The organism is Microcoleus sp. PH2017_24_DOB_U_A, assembly GCF_020738205.1.
Lineage (GTDB): Bacteria > Cyanobacteriota > Cyanobacteriia > Cyanobacteriales > Microcoleaceae > Microcoleus.
On the sequence record NZ_JAEQCT010000035.1, the window covers coordinates 71307 to 89841 of the forward strand.

Sequence of the window (18535 nt, forward strand, 5' to 3'; positions counted from 1 at the left end):
TTTGCAACTTATTAAATAATGTTAAGTTTTTTCAGTCTCAAGAGGCGAGCTCAAACTTCGATCGCACTCAACTGACTTTCTGCGGAGGCGGGATCTGCCGCGTGGGCGATCGGCTTCCACTACGTCGTGGCTTGTCTTGTAGGGCGATCGCACAGTGCGCGCCCGGTAACTACACAGTATGAAGACGCTGACTCTCATAAACCCGTTTGTCGATCGTACCCTGTCCAAGTCGTGAATATCTATGTGCCCTGTGCGCGCAACAGGTTAAAATATTTTGCAAATCCGTTGAAAATGGAAAAGCTTCAACATGAATCGTCCTCAAAGCGTTACAGTTCTGGCAATCTTACAGTTAATTAGTGGCATCTTCAGTCTGCTTGACGGCTTGTTCATCTTACTATTTGCAGGCGTTTTAGGCGGTCTCGGCGCAGTTGGATTCGGCGCAAAAGTTGGCACTGTCATCGGCGGCTTCATTGCAATTTTTGCTGGAATCGCGATAATTATCGGAATTATTTCCCTAGTCTTAGCATGGGGTTTGCTTCAACTAAAAAAATGGGCTTGGACTGGAACATTAATTATCCATGTTATCGCCGTCGTCACGCAAATTGCCAAAATGTTGGGTAGCGCAGGTGCAGCAGTTAATTTTCTATCTCTGGGTTTTGCCATTGCTAGCATTTACTACCTGCTACAGCCGGATGTTAAACAAGCATTTTCTGTAGAACTTCCCTTCTAATTAACGGTACTGAATTCTCGGGTCAAAAAAAGCATAGGAAATATCAACCGCCAGATTGATCAGCACAAAACTCACAGCCACAAAGATTACTCCTCCTTGCACAATTGGGTAATCCCGCGTCAGAATCCCGCTGTAAATCCAGGAACCAATTCCCGGCCACGAGAAAATTGTTTCAGTCAAAATCGCGCCACCCAAAAGCGTGCCGAACTGCAAACCTATAGTTGTGACGATCGGCAAAAACGCATTTTTCAAAGCGTGTCTCAAAACCACCCAAAATTCCGGCAAACCCTTAGCCCGCGCCGTGCGGATGTAATCTTGTGCCAGCACTTCCAGCATCGCAGCACGAGTAATCCGAGCGATTATCGCCAAGGGGATTGTTCCTAAAGTTAAGGCTGGGAGGATTAAATGGGCGATCGCATCCCGCAAAGCCACCAAATCCCACCTCAGCAAAGCATCCAAAACATAAATACCCGTAATTGGCTTAAAACCAAACCCCAAATCTACACTAATTCGCCCGCTAGGAGGCAGCCATTTCAGATAAACAGCAAACAAATAAATCAACATCAATCCCAACCAATAGACTGGTAAAGATACGCCAATCAAAGAACCGCTCATCGTCAGATTGTCCAGCCAGCTATTTTTCCGAACAGCCGCCAAAATTCCCGCCGGAATTCCGATTATAAGTGCCACCAACATCGCCGCCACCGACAGTTCCAAAGTAGCAGGCCAGCGACTTCTGATTTCATCAACAATCGGAATACCGCTAATAATACTATGTCCTAAATCGAATCGAATCAAACTACTTAAAAAAGCCAAATATTGCCAAGGTAAAGGCTGATTCAAGCCCAATCTAGCCTTCAATATTTCCACCTGTTCGGGAGTTCCCCGTTCTCCCAAAAGCACAGTCGCCGGATCTCCCGGTATCAGGTGCAAAAAAGCAAATACCAGCAGCGTGATTCCGAACAGAACTGGTAATATTCCCAGCAAACGTTTAACAATATATTTAGCCATTTTTATAAGTAGTAATTCGCAACTGATGATATCGTGTTTTGCGAAATTTTTCTCTGCCTTATTTTCTTCAACCGGCGTCCGGCTTGTTTTGTTTGTGTAGACGCGGTTTCAACCGTACGTCTGAATCTATGCAGCATTTTTCAAGACTTACTCACATCCTCAAAAGACTCCGAACCCAAAGGACTTGGAATCCAACCTTTAATATTCTTGCGTTTCCCTAAAAGTGGCTGCGAATGTACGATCGGCAAACGCACCGCCTCCCCATGCAAAATCTCGCTAACTTCCGCATAAATTTTCCCTCTAGCTGCTTTATCCCCACTCGCCCTCCCCCGATCCAAAAGTTCCAAAACCTTCGGATTTTTCCAATTTCCCAAATCCGCCGTCGAACCAGGCCCGAAGTGAGGATAATAAAAATTGTCAGGATCGCCATAATCCCCAGTCCAACCCATCATAAAAGCTTGAAAGCCCGGAGGTTTTAGCCGATCGGCCAAATAAGCAGACCAATCCTTTGTCAGCAACTTTACCCGAATCCCGATCGCGCTTAAATCCGCAGCAAAAGCCTCAGCGATCGGCTTCGGCGTGGGAAAATAGGGACGGCTGACGGGCATATACCACAAATCCAAATCAAAACCGTTTGGATAACCGGCCTTCGCCAGCATTGCTTTAGCTTGCTGCGGGTTAAATTCGTAATCTTTAACTTTGTCAGACTCCGCCCAATTCAGCGACGGCGGGATAAATTGTGAATCATATTTGCCAAGTTCTCCCCAGAAAGCCTTGACGATGGCTTGCTTGTTGATTGTTTGGGCGATCGCCCGTCTTACCTCCGGTTTCGCCAAAGGCGCGTAACCCGGATTTAAGGCTAAATAACCCACATTAAAAGAAGGCCGCAAAACAGTTTCCAAATTAGCATCCGCTTGCACTTCTTTCAATTGATCCGGCGTTAAATCAACAGTAAAATCAAGTTGACCGGCCCTCAATTGAGCCAATCTAGCCGCCGGATCGTCAACAAAACGAATTACCAACTGATTGACTTTCGGCGTTCCAGCTTTCCAATAATTCGGATTTTTCTCTAAAATAATGCGATCGCCCGAGATCCATTCCTTAAACACAAAAGGCCCAGTACCCACCGCCAGCGACCCCGGAGTGCCGTATTTAGCACCCGCTTTCTTCACCGCCGCCGGACTCGCAATCCCAAAATAACCCGACCCAATCGCCGAAGGAAAAGCCGCAAAAGGTCGATTTAACACAAACCTAATCGTAGACTTATCAACAACGATCACATCCTTGACCAGGGAATCTTTATCGCCCTTAAACCCAGCAAAAAAGTTCTTCCAAATCTGATAAGTTTTGCCCGAATCTCGATACCCGTGAGGATTTTTGGCATCCCACCAGCGATCGACATTAAACTTAACAGCATCCGCGTCAAAATCCGTCCCGTCGTGAAACTTCACCCCGGATCGCAACTTAAAAGTCCAAGTTTTGCCATCTGTAGAGCTCGACCATTCAGTAGCGAGACTGGGTGCGAGTTCCACAGTACCCGGTTTAGAATCAGTCAAGCGATTGTAGATTTGGTCGATCGCAATCACCGAATTACCATCAGTAACATTTCCCGGTTCCAGATTCACCGGCGGCCCGCCAGCACCGTAGACTAAAGCCCCTGGTGGAACAGCCGCAGGAGTTGTCGCAGTTGGAGAATTATTGCTAATATTTGCAGGAGTGCCGCAATTTGAGACAATTACAGCCATCCCAAAAACTAGAGCTAATAAAACTAAACGCCAATATTTTAACAACCTCATCTCAATAGCTCCTGTTTAATAGCAAGCTGCATTTATGTAAATAACCTTGATCCTTTAATGACTGGGCATATAACCTAACCATAGCCAGATTAACTCCCGACTCATCAATAAATATTAAGTTTTATGCAAGCTCTGATATTGCCAGTCTTTATTGGTACAACAACTCAGCCCTAGTAAAATACAGAGAAGGAGAATTATAAGAAGAAAAACCTCCCTGTTCAGTGATAGAGTATTCAATCACTAAACTTGTAGCTCCAGGTACACCTAGAGGTACAGATATAATTTGATTATTTTGCCCATACTTACACTCTCCAGCCCAAAGCAATTTTCCGTCAACTGATATTCTTACTAAATAAGTTAAGTTGGTATCTCCCGCCGATAAATCTTGTTGACCCAACTGTAAGAGTAACCCCTTTTGGGAACCATCTAATTGAACACCAATCCGTTGTTCATTTGTGTCTCCTCTTAAACTAAATACAGGTGAATATAGCTTTCCACGAATTAAAATTGTTCCTTTTAGAAACCTTATATAATTATCACCGGATATTACCATGTCTTTGAGCAATAAATTAGCTTTTTTGAAGCGACTTAGGTCAGAAGGAGGTGCTGTAAATCCTTTATCTGGGAAATATCCAGGAAGTTCGTTATTTTTGTTTTCTCCTTGGCCAGTAACCTCATTACCCAACTGAGGCGATTCAGTTGGTTGCGAACTAATTTTTGAACTCGCAGTTGGAGTTGGGACAGGCTGAATCAATGACGGAGTGGGTGATGAAGTAGGTGTTGGAATCAATGACGGAGTGGGTGATGGAGTCGGCGCTGGAATCAATGACGGAGTGGGTGATGGAGTCGGCGTTGGAATCAATGACGGAGTGGGTGATGGAATCGGCGTTGGAATAGGTGGTTGAGTAGCGTCGTTTAAAGTTAAATAACCTCCTTTTAGAAGTGCGAAAGTAACTCCAGATGCAATTAATGCACCAAAAATAAACGCCGAAATAATTAAGTATATAATAGTCTTAGTTTTTCCTGGCTGTCTATTTTCATTTTCCAGTCCAGGGTTCTGATTATAATTTGATGAAGGCTTTTGATCTTTCTGGCTCATTTTTTTACCCCATTTAATTCATATTCTATGCGTACATTACCGATCAATCTTAAAACAAAAAGGGCTATCAGCTAAGTCAGACTATCTTGTTATTCAATCGCTTGATACTCGTTGCAAGCAAAGTCTGATTAGCAGGGCGTACTTTCGGCTTCTTACCTAATTGGAACGAGGCAAACGTTCAATAAACAAGGCCCCTTGCCTTTCCTCTACTATTTGCGCTCTCTCCCAATCGAGCCACTGGAGAAATCCGTTGCTATTTTTGATGAAATTCTCAGTAACGTTTAAGGGAAAATTGAGCATTTCTAAACCTGTAATTCTGAGCATATTCCCTAAAGTATTGTCGAGGAAATTGCCAGTATTTATATTCTCTTGCCTCATTAGTTCACATATTTCCTTCAGAGCTTCTAATTTTTGATTATTGACCCAGCTTGAAGATGAAAAAACTCTAGTAGCTTCATCTAGTGGCAAACTGAGATTTTCTCTCATTAAGCCTCGAAAAATCTTACTTTTTACAAAGCTTCCAATGTTCTTTTTTTGAATTTTTTCGCAAAGAGCTAACAGTCCAGAAAAGCTTGGTGAGTTAAAACATAAGCCGGACAAAAATGTTGCTTGGTTATAAACCAGAGCATTTTCGCCTATTTTTGTGATTTTCAAGATGCCACCAGGAGGAACTGTTATATTTCTTACTTGCGTTTCCTGTGAGTTGCCTAATGAATTTCTTGGATCTAGAAAGTCATATCCTTCCGTGGAAAGCCGCCACAATCTTTCTATTGATTGAACCCCAAAGTCCCAAACCTGAGCTGGAATTCTTACACCTTTAATCCCTCGAATCTCGATTAATTCACCATGTTGACTACGGCTCTCAATTACTCCATCAGCGCAGCCCTTGTTAAACACATTTAGACTATAAACCCTGCTTGCATCACCCAATTCTTTATAATTGACACTATCAACTATAAAGTCATAGTTATAGTTAGTTCTTGGTAGTGCCTGTAGATCTATAGTAATAGACCCTGATTCAACAATATCGTTAGCTTGGGTATGTACAGGCCTCCAAATTTCCGGGTAGATCACCTGCTGATTCAATTTAGGCCAAGCTTTAGCCAACTCAGTAGCAGAAATCATAAACGCAGCTTTCACCTGTAGTCGTTCTGGTTTCGTTTCCCTCGCTACAGCCATACCTGCTACACCCTGTAGTTCGTCATCCCACACGGGCGCACCACTGAAACCTGGTTCTAAGGCATAACCCGTCTGTTTCACATCCTCAAGCTGTACCCAACCTTTAGCATTTCGCGTGCGTAACACACCAGAGGCTGGAACACCATTGGGTTGACCTTCTGGAAAACCCAAAACTTGGAAAGGATGTCCCCACAAGTCATCAGATGTCACCAATCGCACACAGTGAAATCCATTGGGGGGAAGACTCTCTAACTCTAATCCAGCAATATCTTCTTCAAACTTCTTACGATTGAATGGTCGCCAGAAAACTACTCTGGCTTTGAACAGCCGTTGGGATGCCAGGATTGGGAAGTCTAAAGTGATTTCTGCATCCGGCATCTTGACAGTTTCTCTAGGCAGTCCCAAGGCATCAGCTACCACGTGGGCGCAGGTCAAGATATGCTTTTGAGAGACTAAGAAGCCAGCACCAACAACTTTGCTACCGTTTGAGTAAATCCTGACGATCGATGGTTCAAGTGCTACTGTCATCGTTTGACTTCCGTTGCCACTTCAGCGTAATTTCATAGTTGACTTCCGCATTGCCAGAAGCAATAACGGCACCAAGTTCAGCACTCATTTTTATACCAAACTTAACCTCCACTTCATCTGCTGGCTCGTTCAAGCTACGCACCTTGGTCATGATCGCATTTGTTAGGGGCTTGATTTTTTCCAGTGCTGACTCGAAAGTCTGTTGAGCCTTTTGAACGATTTCATCGCGCAAACCAATGCAATCATCAATTGGGACTGGATCTTCTACTTCCACAAAAATGGAGTCGCCACTTTCTAGAGGAAATTCAACTATGCGCTTCATACTTAACCTCGTTCCGTTTTTGGGAGGACATAATATATGGTATCCCTATTTTATTTTATAGACAAGACTTATGCAAATTACCTACTCACAAACCACTTATAGTAGTATAGTCCACGGACACACGCTATCAGTAGAGTGCGTGCCTAAGTCCTATATATTTCTCACTTGTCCACAATTGACCGATAATCAAAGGTTGTCCAATATCAAGCAATTCCCATGAATACAGAATTTCTCTCTTTTCTCTTTCTCTGCGCCCAGAGCGCCCTCTGCGGTTCGTTGAACAAAATCTAGTTTACTTCAAGAAATAGGATTGCTATATGCGATCGCACCACCGCCTACAACTCATAACTCTCCTCACCCATACTCCCCAATTCTGGGCTACCGAGAAACTCTTCATCCTCCAATTCCTCAATCCCCGAGTCAAAACTTTCCACAACAAACGGCAACCCCGCCGCCATCAAACCGCGCTGAATGCGATCGCTAGTTTCCTCAAACAAAACAAATAGCGGATGAACAGCCTCAGCCTCATCGCTAAAAATATGTCTGTAGCGGTAAGGCATCACCCACTCGTAAGTTTTATCCAACCAAACCTGACACTGCCGCCAGCGGCCCAACAAATCCGAAAAATCTTCACCAGGGCGGTGAATAAAAACCAAAATTTCCACCCCAATTTTAACTTTCCACTCTGGATCGCACATCAAAATCGCCAAATCGCAGGGCAAACAAGCCGCCTGTCCCGGAGAGATGCTAGTCCCCCCCCTACCCGCATAGGAAACCCCCTCCCGCAAGCGCACAATTGGCAAAGGAATGGTAATTAAGCTTTCGTTAGCGCGGCGGATACTCGGAATCATCTCCATGTACAGCCGATATTTTTTCAGCAGGGCGATCGCTTCCGAAAATTCGCTGTACTGTGCTAGTAAAGCCTCGTAATGTGATTGTTTTACAGACATTTTAAATCAATTAATTAGTCATTAGTCATTAGTCGTTGGTCATTGGTCATTAGTCATTGGTCATTAGTCATTGGTCATTAGTCATTGGTCAATTGTCGTTGGTAATTGGCAATTTGTAATTGGCAATTTGTAATTGGTAATTGGCAATTGGTTATTCATTACTTGGCAACAATTGGTCATTGGTTATTCAAAGATTAGCCAAGGCCATATCACTGACTGAACATTATTAACAACTCAAACAAAGCTAATGACAACTCTTAAATAACAAATAACAACTGTCAACTGCCAACTGACAAGAGTCAACTGTCAACGGACAACTGACAACTGTCAACTGACAACTAACAACTGTCAACTGTCAACTGTCAACTGTCAATTGTCTACAGCTTCTGAAACACTGAGAACATCGGCAGATACATCGACAGCAAAATCGAACCTACGATACCACCGACCACAACAATCATCAGAGGTTCTAGCATACTGGTAAGTCCCTTGACTGCTTCTTCGACTTCGGTTTCGTAAAAAGCGCCAACTTTCATCAGCATCTTGTCAAGTTCCCCAGTCTCCTCGCCAATTGCCATCATTTGAATTGCCAAGGAGGGAAAAACAGCTTGTTCTTGCAAAGCAATACTGATCATGCCACCGCTTTGAATTTCCTGCCTTGCATATTCGATCGCATTTGAGATCGCCTGATTTCCCGCCACATCTCGCACAATTTCCAAAGAGCTAAGAATCGGCACACCCGATCGCGTCAGCGAGCCAAAGATGACGCAAAACCTCGCCACCGCCGATTTTTCAATCAAATCTCCAAAAATTGGCAACTTCATCGCAATTCTATCGATTTGGAGGTGACCTACTGGAGTTTTGTAGTACATATCAAAGGCAAATTTTAGCGCTATAATTACCCCAATAACTGTCAGTTGTTGGATCGGAGGCCAAGCCGTACAAAATGCGCTAATCCCCAACATAAACACCGTAAAAGCAGGCAAGTCTGCACCAATATCCTTAAAGATTTTTGCGAAAGTTGGTAGCAAAAAAATCGTCATTGCGAAAAAAATCACAATCGCGATGAAAAACACAGTCTTCGGATAAGACATCGCAGATTTAATTTCAGCCTCCGTCTTGTGATTTTTTTCCATCATCACCGCCAGACGGTCGAGGGTTTCATCTAGCACACCGCCGACCTCTCCCGCCGCCACCATACTGATAAACAGTTGGTCAAAAACATCAGGAAACTTAGCCATCGCCTCTGCCAAGTTTATCCCCTCTTGCACGTCAGCATTCATGCTCCTGAGTGCTCGTTTCAACTTAGCATTAGAGCACTGTTCGTGCAGCACGGAAAGGCATCTCACGATCGCCACCCCGGCATTAAACATAGCCGCAAACTGACGAGCAAAAATCGCCATATCCTTAACAGTAAGACTGCTAAGGCTATACTCAAATTGCTCCTGAATCCTACTGAGATCGAAGCCTGTTTTTGGTTTTGGATTAATAACATTTGTAGCCATAGATTGCCTCTGGAAAATTATTAAAAGTCATTAGTCATTGGCAATCAGTCATTAGTCATTAGTGATTGGTCATTTCTGCGGACTGCTGACCAATAACTGATTGCTTCGCCCCAAAACAGGTACAAGTCCCCAACACTCATGAGAGTCGATCCCCCAATTTTAGATCGTAATTCAAGCTCCCAGATTCACTGCGCTGCAATTAAATCTAAAATCTAAAATCTAAAATCTAAAATGGACTGACTGACTCAATTAATGAGCCCCTACCTTGCCTGTACCAACAGGTGCCGGGCCGATCAAGCGTTCGAGTTCGTCAGCCTTAGAAGCCTTGGCCATTGCCGATTCCCAAGTGATTTTACCGCCCTTGTAAAGTTCAGCGAGGGCCATTTCCATCGTCCTCATGCCCAATTTTGCCCCCATTTGGATTTGGGAGTAAATCATAGGAGTTTTGCCCTCCCGGATCAAGTTAGCCATAGCTGGAGTATTCACCATGATTTCCATAGCGCAGCAGCGGCCGCCCCCAACTTTCACAACCAAATTTTGGCTGCAAATTCCGACTAAAGAGTTAGACACTTGGGCGCGAACCTGGGGTTGTTGAATGGGCGGGAATACGTCCAAAATCCGATCGATCGTAGCAGCAGCCGAATTAGTGTGCAGCGTTCCCATCACCATGTGACCCGTTTCTGCCGCCGAAATTGCCAGACCGATCGTTTCCAAGTCCCGCATTTCTCCCACCAGAATCACATCAGGATCTTCCCGCAGGGCTGCTTTCAGCGCATTAGCAAAGCTCTTAGTATCTTCCCCCTTTTGACGCTGGTGAAACAAACTCTTGACATTCGGAAACACATATTCGATCGGGTCTTCAACCGTCAGAATGTGTTCAGCCCGCGTCCGGTTGACCAGATCCAACAAAGCCGCCATCGTAGTAGTTTTCCCGGAACCCGTTTGTCCCGTCACCAACAGCATACCCCTGGGTCTTTCCGTCAGATCCCGCAAAATCTGCGGCACGCCCAAAGCATCTGCGTTAGGAATCTTAGAAGCCAGAGCCCGCATACAAGCAGCCCAAGCACCCCGCTCCCGGTACACATTCACCCGGAACCGAGCCAATCCCTTCACCCCGTAAGCGCAGTCGAGTTCCCACTCCATTTCCAACTGCTTGCGCTGCATATTGTTGAGCATTTGGAAGATCAGAATCTGCACTTCCTCAGCAGACAGAATGTCGCCGTATTGCGACTGAGGAGTTAGTTTCCCGCTGACGCGGAAGAAGATAGGCGCGCCTGCTTGGATGTGTATGTCCGAACCCCCTTGCTCTACCAGGGACTCCAATACGTCTTCAATCATCAGACCCATAGATACCTCTTCTCAATCTAGTTGATAGTTATTGACCAATTTAGCTCAGATACAGTTGACAGTTGACAGTTGACAGTTGACAGTTGTTTTTCTACTGACTAATCACTAATGACTAATGACGGATGACGGATGACTAATGACTAATGACGAATGACGGATGACGGATGAATCAATCCAAAAAGCGCGGCGTCAAGCAGTACGGACAATCCAGCATCTCCGGCTTCAATTCCGCCCGACAAGTTTTGCAGGTAAGTCCCTGCTTGCGTTTGGCTTTCAGTTCCGCCTCCAACCCGGAGTCAGTAAAGGTCACCCGCTCGACTTCCTCAAAGGTAGTCGCCCCTTCCCGCACCAACTGCAAGCTGTAAGCCAACAACGTTTTCATCCCTTCTTCTACCGCTGCTTCCTTAAGTTGCTCTGTGGGAGCCCCTTGAGTGATCAGAGTTTGCAGCCGCTCAGTATTTTTCAGGAACTCGTAAACGCCTACCCGTCCTTTGTAGCCTAGGCCGCTGCACTTCCGACAAAGTTGATCGCGTTCTGCGAGTCCTTTCCTTTCCTCCACTGGTATGGTGTTGGCTTTGTTAATAGTCAGATCGATTTCTTGAGAAGCCGACAGACCGTAGCGACCGAGTTCGGCCGCAGTAGGCTGGTAAGGAATGCAGCATTTGTCGCAAACGCGCCGCATCAGACGCTGAGCCAACACGCCCAACAGAGCGGCTGAAACCATGAACGGTTCTACGCCCATTTCGTCCAAACGCGCGATCGCCCCAGCCGCGTCATTAGTGTGCAGCGTAGTCAGCACTAAGTGTCCCGTCAAAGCAGCTTCGAGAGCAGTTTTTGCCGTTTCCCTGTCCCGCGTTTCCCCCACCAAAATCACGTCAGGATCTTGCCGCAAAAACGCCCGCAGCAGGTTGGAAAAAGTCAAGTCTTTTTCCCGAATTACTTGACATTGGGTAATTCCTGGCAAAGCATATTCGATCGGGTCTTCCGCCGTACTGATATTAACCCCCGGATCGTTGCGTTCCGCCAGAATCGAGTACAGAGAAGTTGACTTACCCGAACCCGTAGGCCCCGTCACCAAAATCAGTCCGAACGGACGGCTAGCAGTCTCTCGCACCAAAGCCAGAGTTTCTTGATCCGAGATCAACAAACCCAAACCCAACTGAGTGCTGGAACTGTCCAAAATCCGCAGCACGATTTTTTCGCCGTACCGGGAAGGCAAGCTATTTACCCGGAAATCTACCGTGCGTCCCTCAAACACCCGGCGGATACGACCATCTTGAGCTTGTCGGCGTTCGGCAATGTCCAAGTTGGCAATAATCTTGAAACGAGCCGTAATCGATTGCACTACCTGTTTCGGAAACCGGAAATACTCTTGCAGCACCCCATCTTTCCGCATCCGTATCCGCATAAACTCTTCTTGAGGTTCTACGTGGATGTCCGACACCTTTTCCGACAAAGCTTTAGCCAAAATGATATTGACAGCCTTAATTACCGGAGCAGCCTCAGCATCGTCTATGGTGTTAGCTAGGTCTTCTTGGTCAGCACTCTCCTCTTCTAATGAGAGTTCGCCAAAATCTCCCTCCCCTAACTCCAGCTTTCTCTGCTTATCGGCTTCTGCTATTTTGGCGGCTACCTTAACTTGGTCGTCTTGATATGCCGAAGTGATGTCCTGGTAGTCGTCTGGCGTAATCACCCGTCGCTGCAAAGCCAAGCCGTGAGGCTGTAAAATCCGCCGCAAATCTTCTATGGCGTTGAGGTTGTCGGGATCTACCATTGCCACTAAAACAGCCTGAGGCTCGGTTTCAGTCTTCGCTACTGGTAAAAAGCGACCTTGGTGACAAATGTCGATCGAAATTTTCAACCCATCGAGCATAATTCCGAGTTGCTCGTTCGACATTTCGCTCATCTCCGGGTCATACGCTTCAACCCCGTAGACAATCTTCCGTTCAAACATCTGCTGCTTCTTGTAAAGCCGCAGCAATTCAGGAGGTAACGGCTGCCCGGTAAGTGCTTCTAATACCTCCGTCAACCGCTTACCCGACTTCCGGCTTTCAAGTTGAGCTTGTTTCACTTGGTCGCCGTTGACGTAACCCGACTGAATCATCTTGTTGAGAGCCGGAGGCAAAACGCTGATAGCAACTATCGATGTGCGAGGAGACCCCTGGGATGTGTTAGTCATAAAAAACACTCATTCTTGTGGGAAACTCAGTCACAGAAAGTGCTGAGAGGAAAACCAACGCGGGGTTAAAACCCCCGTATCTTTTGCTTGTGGATGAGCTATCATATTTGTGCTCTATCCCTATATGTCAAGTGTAAGCTCGTAGTCTCCTCTCATTTTCGTCCACAAATTGATGAGACGTTGGAGGGATTGGTCGATGCTTGCAATCAAATTTTGTTTGTTGAGTGCTAAGTTGCTTACTGACCCGATCGACCTGCGAGATACTCTCGTTATAGCCTCATCGCACATCACTTGGGGATTGATCCTGAGGTCTGTCGCCTTTCCACGATCATTGTATATTCGCAAATTGTTTGGTCAAATTACAGCGCCCGTGGTAGCGCGGTTCTCTGTACTACCTTAAAGATCGGCTGTGCGAGCTTTGATGATGATAGCTTTGACGAAAGCCATCGATCGGTCTAGTGAGATATATTTTGATTAATTATCTGCGATCGGGTTGCGGGCGATCGCCCGACCGGAGTTCGATCGCCCAGATTTTGAGCAGATCTAGTTTTTTCCCTGCCAATATTCATCTAATTCTCTCTGGTGTCCTAACCTTTGTGAGGAAAGGTTGACAGTTCATCAATTTTGCCTATTGGCAAATTAGAGATCAATCGTATCTACCGAGTGGCCGGTACCCAATACCAGCTAATGTTTCTCATTTTACTCCCCAATAATCGAGGACACCTCCCTGTTTTTAAACGCACTCAATTGTAAAATACAAGCCTCTATCTGCGAATAAAACAGCCATATAAATTAACTTTAATTAACTGTATTTTGCCGCAAATATTGAAGTATCAGCCATCAACAGCTCAATTATTTTCAGGAAATCTAACTGCTTAATATCCTTCTAAACTTGCTATCAATGCGAGGGTGTTATTCCCAAATTGCGATACAAGAAACCTTGTGTTAGCTCCAATGACGGTCTTACTAGAACTAGAGATCGAGATGTCATTTCCATAAAATATTGCAAGCTTTGAGAGATTCCTGCACAGAGACCGGAGCTTTCCTATGAATCAGATAGTGCCATACACAGTAAATTATAGTTCTGTACATTTACCGTGTTAAGTGTATCTGCTAGAATTGATAGGGTTCTGTCGCGCAGCTTTTATGATTGACGAGGAAAAACAGCAAGATCTAGATCCTAACTCAACTGGGGAAACCCCAGAGGGTTCACCAATGGCAAGCGAAACTCCGCCGGCACCAGCAAACTCTAACGAAGCAGCCGATTGGGAACTCGAACTTGCTCAAGCTTATCAAAGCGCCGAGGGCGATCGCAAGGGAGCAAACGCATCCGGAGATCCTGTCACCGGCAATTCCACCAACAGCCCGACAGCAGACGCGGCTGAATCATGGAAGAGGGAACTCGCTTCGATAAGAGATGAAAAAGAGGCTTTAAAAACTCAGTTGCAAGCCACATCAGCTCAACTAGAAGACCTAAAAAATCAAAATCTCCGCCTAGCAGCAGATTTTGAAAACTTCCGCAGGCGCACCCAAAAGGAAAAAGAAGAGTTAGATTTACAGGCAAGGTGTCTCACGATCAAGCCCCTGTTGCCGGTAATCGACAATTTCGAGCGCGCTCGATCGCACATTAAGCCGCAAAACGACGGCGAAATGAACATTCACAAAAGCTACCAAAGCGTTTACAAGCAAATGGTAGATGGTCTCAAGCAAATTGGGGTTTCTCCGATGCGCCCTGAAGGCGAACAGTTTGACCCCAACCTCCACGAAGCTCTCCTCAGCGAGCCCACAGACGAACACGAGGAAGGAACAATCATCCAAGAACTAGAACGCGGCTACATTCTGGGCGATCGTGTCTTGCGCCACGCCAAAGTGAAAGTTGCAGCGCCTGGGATATCTGTGGTAGCCTCAGATGAAAATCCCGATAGTTCGGAAAGTTAATCGGACAAAAGCTACTGCATTCCTCGCCCTGCACGGACCCCCGAAGAGAATTCGGGGGCACGAAGGTGGCAAACTCACCAACTTCTTAATTCAGGACTAAAAGCAGGTCAGCGCTTTCTCAACAAATTCTGAACAATGTTTTAATGAGTCTGCGATCTTGCATTAAAATATCAAGTTTGTTTCCTACAAATCCAGTCAGTGATGCTTGTTAAAACAAGCTTAGTCGTTTTTTATACCCCAACTTGTAGTTGGAAGTTTCCAAACATCCCACAAAGTTTTATGAGGCGCTATGGGAAAAATTATTGGAATTGACTTAGGCACGACCAACAGTTGCGTAGCTGTATTGGAGGGCGGTAAACCCGTCGTGATCGCCAATTCCGAGGGCGGCCGCACAACTCCGAGCATCGTAGGATTTGGCAAGGCGGGCGATCGCTTAGTCGGTCAACTAGCCAAGCGGCAAGCTGTAACTAATGCTGTAAATACTGTTTACAGCATCAAACGATTTATCGGGCGCAGGTGGGACGACACGGAAGAAGAACGATCCCGCACTCCCTATACCTGCATCAAAGGCAAAGACGACACCGTTAACGTCCAAATTCGGAACAAAGTTCACACCCCCCAAGAAATCTCGGCAATGGTACTCCAAAAGCTCAAGCAAGATGCTGAAGCTTATTTGGGACAAACTGTTACCCAAGCCGTGATTACTGTGCCGGCATACTTTACAGACGCCCAGCGCCAAGCGACTAAAGACGCCGGTACGATCGCGGGTTTAGAAGTCCTGCGGATCGTCAACGAACCGACGGCGGCCGCCCTTTCCTACGGGCTCGACAAGCAAAATATCGAACAGAAAATCTTGGTCTTTGACCTCGGCGGCGGTACTTTCGACGTTTCGATCCTGCAATTGGGAGACGGAATTTTTGAAGTCAACGCCACCGCAGGTAACAACCATCTCGGAGGAGATGACTTTGATAACTGCATAGTTCAGTGGCTGGTAGAAGTTTTCCGAACTCAAGAAGGTAGCGACCTCTCAACAGACAAAATGGCATTGCAGCGCCTCCGAGAAGCTGCGGAAAAGGCGAAAATTGAACTCTCTCTCTCGCAATCCACATCCATTAATTTGCCGTTCATCTCCTCTGATGCTAAAGGGCCGAAGCATTTGGAAATGGATCTCTCGAAGGCTCAGTTTGAAAAACTGGTGGGTCATTTGGTGCAGGCGACGATCGATCCGGTGACTCAAGCCCTCAAAGACGCAAGTCTTACCCCGAAAGATATAGACAGGATTATTTTAGTCGGAGGCTCAACCCGAATTCCGGCAGTTCAAGAGGCAATTAGTAAGTATTTTGGGGGCGCGTCTCCCGATAAATCGGTGAATCCCGACGAAGCTGTAGCCGTAGGTGCGGCAATTCAAGCCGGGGTGTTGGGCGGTGAAGTCAAAGATTTGCTGTTGCTAGACGTGACGCCGCTTTCCCTGGGACTCGAAACTTTGGGCGGTGTGTTTACCAAAGTAATCGATCGCAATACAACCATCCCCACCAGTCGATCGCAAATGTACAGCACGGCTGCTGACGGACAAACCTCCGTAGAAATTCACGTCCTCCAAGGCGAGCGCGCATTGGTAAAAGACAACAAAAGTCTCGGCAAATTCCTGCTCAAAGGCATTCCCGCAGCCCCCCGCGGCGTACCTCAAATCGAAGTTACCTTTGAAATCGATGCCAACGGCATTCTCAAAGTTGCCGCTGAAGACAAGGGAACCGGCAAAGAACAAAGCATCCAAATTTCCAATACAGGAGGCTTGAGCGAAACCGAAGTCGAGCGGATGCGGCAAGAAGCCGAACTTTACGCCGACGAGGACATCAAGCGCGCTCAAGTAGTCGAACTCAAAAATCAAGCCGACACCCTGGTCTATAATTGTGGTGTCACTTTGAAAACCAACGCGCAATTGCTCAGCGACGACCTCAAAGTCGCAGCCGAATCAGCAGCAACAGCTTTGAAGGCCGCGATGGCTAACCCCGACATCAATGTTGAGGAACTCACCGAGCAAATCGAAGCTTTCAAGCAACTGCTATACTCCCTCGGGACAGCAGTCTACGAGCAAGCCCGCAGCGGGGTAGCCCACTCCTCGCCAGAGGTTGAAAGCGAGATGATGTCAGAACTAGAAGAGGTTGCAGCTACCGACGACAGCCTTTTCCTGACAGAAGAGCTGCTGGTGGCGCCCCAAGCTCCGCCACAAGCTCCGCCACAACCGGAACCCAAACCGGAACCAAAACCGGAACGACAGTCCAAGCGACAGCCGGAACCACAACCGGAACCAAAACCGGAACGACAGTCCAAGCGACAGCCGGAACCACAACCGGAACCAAAACCGAAGGTTCCCGAACCTGAAGTTGATGATATGAATCCTTTCCTTTAGAACTGAAAAGCTAAAAATTAAAAATTAACAATTAACAATGAGAATTTTTAATTTTTAATTGGTAATTTCAGGAAAGGTCGCCCGTTTATTTTTCGTACACTTTTTGTTATTTACCTCCAGGCAAGCAGCTTTATGGCCGGTGATTACTATGAAATATTAGGCGTTTCTCGCAGTGCAGACAAAGAGGAAATTAAGCGTGCTTACCGCCGCCTAGCTCGCAAGTACCATCCAGATGTCAACAAAGAATCTGGAGCTGAGGAGCGGTTTAAAGAAATTAACCGTGCCTACGAGGTACTATCGGAACCGGAAACCCGCGCCCGTTTCGATCGCTTTGGCGAACAAGGTGTCAGTGGTGCAGGCGCGCCTGGGTTCCAAGACTTCGGCGACAGCTTTGCTGACATCTTTGAAAGCTTCTTTCAGGGTTTTCAAGGAGGGGCGGGCGCCCAACAGCAAGGTCGCAGACGCAGTGGCCCCGTGCGCGGAGATGATTTGCGCCTCGACTTGCGGCTAGAGTTTCGCGAAGCTGTGTTTGGTGGGGAAAAAGAACTCCGCATCAAGCACCTAGAAACCTGCGAAACTTGTACCGGAACTGGCGCCAAGCCGGGAACCAGACCTCAAACCTGTTCGACTTGTACCGGCAGCGGTCAAGTCCGACGCGCTACCCGCACGCCTTTCGGCAGCTTTACTCAAGTTTCTGTTTGCCCCACCTGCAACGGCACCGGGCAAGTAATTGAGGACAAGTGCGAAACTTGTGGCGGCCGCGGTCAGAAAGAAGTGATGAAAAAGCTGAAAATCACTATTCCAGCCGGGGTAGATAACGGTACTCGTTTGCGCGTTTCCAATGAAGGGGATGCTGGCAAGTTGGGCGGGCCGCCGGGGGATCTTTACGTGTTTTTGGCTGTGAATGAAGACCCGTTATTTAAGCGGGACGGCATTAACGTTAATTCGGAAGTGAAGATTAGTTATTTGCAAGCAATTTTGGGCTGCCGATTGGAAGTGGAAACTGTAGATGGGCCGACGGAATTGTTGATTCCTACGGGAACTCAGGCGAATACTGTTCTGACTCTGGAGAAAAAAGGAGTGCCTAAGTTGGGCAATCCAGTCAGTCGCGGCGACCATTTGATTGCGGTGTCTATTGATATTCCGACTAAGGTGACGGCTGAGGAACGGGAGTTGCTGATGCAGCTTGCTAAGCTGAAGGGCGATCGTACTGGTAAAGGCGGCTTGGAAGGATTTCTGGGCAATTTGTTTCAGAAATAAGCAATTTTTTGACACCCATGGGTGTCAAATTTTCCTGTTTGATGATTCCGTGGCAATTTTTTAAATTCTCTATCAAAAAAATGAGACCAATTGGTCTCATTTTGCCCAGGTAGAATAATTGTTCGGCAATTTGTTTAATTCTCTGTCAAAAAAATGAGACCAATTGGTCTCATTTTGTACAGGTAGAATAATTGTTGGGCAATTTGTGGGAATAGTCCTCAAAAAAATGACACCAATTGGTGTCAAAAATCGGTCGTAGAATAATTGTTGGGCAATTTGTG

The 18535-nt window shown here is 46.4% G+C and carries 14 protein-coding genes; 4 read left to right on the plus strand and 10 right to left on the minus strand.

Annotation, left to right across the window (positions count from 1 at the left end; genetic code table 11):
• Positions 1-21: 21 nt before the first annotated feature.
• Positions 22-198 (minus strand): hypothetical protein, encoded by a 177-nt coding sequence (locus tag JGK07_RS10490; RefSeq protein WP_293203086.1) that lies wholly within the window; start codon positions 196-198, stop codon positions 22-24.
• Positions 199-307: 109 nt separating this feature from the next.
• Here JGK07_RS10490 and JGK07_RS10495 point away from each other — a divergent pair, with 109 nt between their 5' ends.
• The gene (locus tag JGK07_RS10495; RefSeq protein WP_293177106.1) at positions 308-730 is read left to right on the plus strand and encodes a hypothetical protein; all 423 of its coding nucleotides are present in this window, start codon (positions 308-310) and stop codon (positions 728-730) included.
• Here the strand turns inward: JGK07_RS10495 and JGK07_RS10500 are convergent, their stop codons facing one another.
• From JGK07_RS10500 to JGK07_RS10540, 9 genes are all read right to left on the minus strand, one after another.
• Positions 731-1741, minus strand: coding sequence for an ABC transporter permease (locus tag JGK07_RS10500; RefSeq protein WP_293233580.1), 1011 nt, complete (start codon positions 1739-1741; stop codon positions 731-733). It lies immediately after the preceding gene.
• A gap of 140 nt (positions 1742-1881) precedes the next feature.
• Complete coding sequence (locus tag JGK07_RS10505; RefSeq protein ID WP_293241793.1) at positions 1882-3537, minus strand: ABC transporter substrate-binding protein; 1656 nt, start codon at positions 3535-3537, stop codon at positions 1882-1884.
• Positions 3538-3685: 148 nt separating this feature from the next.
• Positions 3686-4636, minus strand: coding sequence for a hypothetical protein (locus JGK07_RS10510; RefSeq protein WP_293224321.1), 951 nt, complete (start codon positions 4634-4636; stop codon positions 3686-3688).
• 156 nt (positions 4637-4792) lie between these two features.
• Entirely contained in the window at positions 4793-6343 is a 1551-nt protein-coding gene (locus JGK07_RS10515; RefSeq protein WP_293219886.1) for a serine protease, read from the minus strand.
• Positions 6327-6665 (minus strand): CU044_2847 family protein, encoded by a 339-nt coding sequence (locus JGK07_RS10520; RefSeq protein ID WP_293219889.1) that lies wholly within the window; start codon positions 6663-6665, stop codon positions 6327-6329. The genes JGK07_RS10515 and JGK07_RS10520 overlap by 17 nt, the downstream gene beginning before the upstream one ends.
• A 335-nt stretch (positions 6666-7000) precedes the next feature.
• Positions 7001-7615, minus strand: a complete 615-nt coding sequence (locus JGK07_RS10525) for a hypothetical protein (RefSeq protein ID WP_293177100.1) — start codon at positions 7613-7615, stop codon at positions 7001-7003.
• A gap of 377 nt (positions 7616-7992) precedes the next feature.
• A complete protein-coding gene (locus JGK07_RS10530) occupies positions 7993-9120 on the minus strand; it encodes a type II secretion system F family protein (protein WP_293177098.1) in 1128 nt (375 codons plus the stop codon).
• 249 nt (positions 9121-9369) lie between these two features.
• Positions 9370-10467, minus strand: coding sequence for a type IV pilus twitching motility protein PilT (locus JGK07_RS10535; protein ID WP_293177096.1), 1098 nt, complete (start codon positions 10465-10467; stop codon positions 9370-9372).
• Positions 10468-10636: 169 nt separating this feature from the next.
• A complete protein-coding gene (locus tag JGK07_RS10540; RefSeq protein ID WP_293177094.1) occupies positions 10637-12646 on the minus strand; it encodes a GspE/PulE family protein in 2010 nt (669 codons plus the stop codon).
• A gap of 1146 nt (positions 12647-13792) precedes the next feature.
• Between JGK07_RS10540 and grpE the strand changes: the two genes are divergently transcribed.
• The 3 genes from grpE to dnaJ all read left to right on the plus strand — a co-directional run bounded on the left by grpE (position 13793) and on the right by dnaJ (position 18254).
• A complete protein-coding gene (gene grpE / locus JGK07_RS10545; RefSeq protein ID WP_293177092.1) occupies positions 13793-14584 on the plus strand; it encodes a nucleotide exchange factor GrpE in 792 nt (263 codons plus the stop codon).
• A gap of 289 nt (positions 14585-14873) precedes the next feature.
• The gene (gene dnaK, locus JGK07_RS10550) at positions 14874-16994 is read left to right on the plus strand and encodes a molecular chaperone DnaK (protein WP_293177090.1); all 2121 of its coding nucleotides are present in this window, start codon (positions 14874-14876) and stop codon (positions 16992-16994) included.
• A 132-nt stretch (positions 16995-17126) separates the two neighbouring features.
• On the plus strand, positions 17127-18254 hold the full coding sequence (gene dnaJ, locus JGK07_RS10555) for a molecular chaperone DnaJ (RefSeq protein WP_293177088.1): 1128 nt from the start codon (positions 17127-17129) through the stop codon (positions 18252-18254).
• The last annotated feature ends 281 nt before the right edge of the window (positions 18255-18535 follow it).

What these genes read in the sequence shown, in the direction of transcription:
- dnaJ (WP_293177088.1), top strand. Translation starts at nt 17,127, where the DNA reads ATGGCCGGTGATTACTATGAAATATTAGGCGTTTCTCGCAGTGCAGAC.
- dnaK (WP_293177090.1), top strand. Translation starts at nt 14,874, where the DNA reads ATGGGAAAAATTATTGGAATTGACTTAGGCACGACCAACAGTTGCGTA.
- JGK07_RS10520 (WP_293219889.1), bottom strand. Translation starts at nt 6,665, where the DNA reads ATGAAGCGCATAGTTGAATTTCCTCTAGAAAGTGGCGACTCCATTTTT.
- JGK07_RS10535 (WP_293177096.1), bottom strand. Translation starts at nt 10,467, where the DNA reads ATGGGTCTGATGATTGAAGACGTATTGGAGTCCCTGGTAGAGCAAGGG.
- JGK07_RS10490 (WP_293203086.1), bottom strand. Translation starts at nt 198, where the DNA reads ATGAGAGTCAGCGTCTTCATACTGTGTAGTTACCGGGCGCGCACTGTG.
- JGK07_RS10530 (WP_293177098.1), bottom strand. Translation starts at nt 9,120, where the DNA reads ATGGCTACAAATGTTATTAATCCAAAACCAAAAACAGGCTTCGATCTC.
- JGK07_RS10500 (WP_293233580.1), bottom strand. Translation starts at nt 1,741, where the DNA reads ATGGCTAAATATATTGTTAAACGTTTGCTGGGAATATTACCAGTTCTG.
- JGK07_RS10525 (WP_293177100.1), bottom strand. Translation starts at nt 7,615, where the DNA reads ATGTCTGTAAAACAATCACATTACGAGGCTTTACTAGCACAGTACAGC.
- JGK07_RS10540 (WP_293177094.1), bottom strand. Translation starts at nt 12,646, where the DNA reads ATGACTAACACATCCCAGGGGTCTCCTCGCACATCGATAGTTGCTATC.
- JGK07_RS10495 (WP_293177106.1), top strand. Translation starts at nt 308, where the DNA reads ATGAATCGTCCTCAAAGCGTTACAGTTCTGGCAATCTTACAGTTAATT.
- JGK07_RS10515 (WP_293219886.1), bottom strand. Translation starts at nt 6,343, where the DNA reads ATGACAGTAGCACTTGAACCATCGATCGTCAGGATTTACTCAAACGGT.
- JGK07_RS10510 (WP_293224321.1), bottom strand. Translation starts at nt 4,636, where the DNA reads ATGAGCCAGAAAGATCAAAAGCCTTCATCAAATTATAATCAGAACCCT.
- grpE (WP_293177092.1), top strand. Translation starts at nt 13,793, where the DNA reads ATGATTGACGAGGAAAAACAGCAAGATCTAGATCCTAACTCAACTGGG.
- JGK07_RS10505 (WP_293241793.1), bottom strand. Translation starts at nt 3,537, where the DNA reads ATGAGGTTGTTAAAATATTGGCGTTTAGTTTTATTAGCTCTAGTTTTT.